Consider the following 900-nt stretch of genomic DNA (forward strand, 5'->3'; position numbering starts at 1 on the left):
GCGTACGAGGGAAGAGCCMGTTTTTTCTTGAGCTTGTTGAATTTACAATGAATGAAGTATAATCTTTGTGCTATGATACAAATAAGTATGTAAATGTAAGGAGAATTTATGGAACAGAAAATTGAAGTATTAATTGATAAATATGAACTAACACATTTGAAACAGGAGCTTGTAAATACTATATTTCCTTGTATAAAAGTTGTGCCAAAGGTGCAGGAGACAATCGGAAAAGGTAGTTCAAAAATGGGCGGAGTTCCTGATTTGCCAAATACATTTGAATATCCAACATACAAAGAGAATCCGTTACGTTTTATCGCACAATTTAATTTAAGTGATTTACAAAACGTTGGTATGGATCACAATCTTCCTAAGACAGGGATGTTATATTTCTTTAGTATTGAAAATTACTTTGAAGAAGATGTAAATCCAAACGAAGCGGGACGTGTGCTTTATTATGATATCCCTGTAGAGCAATTACGTAGAGCAGATGAAGTTCRGGGGGAATTTAATCAATGTGCAATTTCATTTGAACTGACGTATAAATTACCTGAGCTTTTCATTGAAGATGAGGCGGATTCAGATCGTTTCTTGCAATTACTTGAAGAGCTAATCCCAGACAACTATGATAATCATCAAATGTTTGGAGAACCATTCTCTGTACAAGATGAGGTATTGTATGAGACTGGACAATATATGGGAATAGATCCACAGCATATGACGCTCTTATTCCAAATTGATTCAGATACTAAAAATTGTAATATGATGTGGGGAGATTTAGGAATGCTTTATTTCTGTATTGGAAATGAAGACTTGAAAAATCGCCAGTTTGAAAATACATGCTGTGTATTACAAACTTGTTAATGAAGAAGGTTGTTCTTGTAAAAAGAACAACCTTTTTAC

1 protein-coding gene is annotated in these 900 nt (G+C 33.7%); it reads left to right on the top strand.

The features are described from left to right. The first annotated feature begins 108 nt into the window (after positions 1 to 108). Entirely contained in the window at positions 109 to 861 is a 753-nt protein-coding gene (locus AC1DTM_RS29055) for a YwqG family protein (RefSeq protein WP_477001552.1), read from the top strand. The last annotated feature ends 39 nt before the right edge of the window (positions 862 to 900 follow it).

The sequence above is a fragment of the Bacillus sp. P4_D3 genome (genome assembly GCF_056401855.1).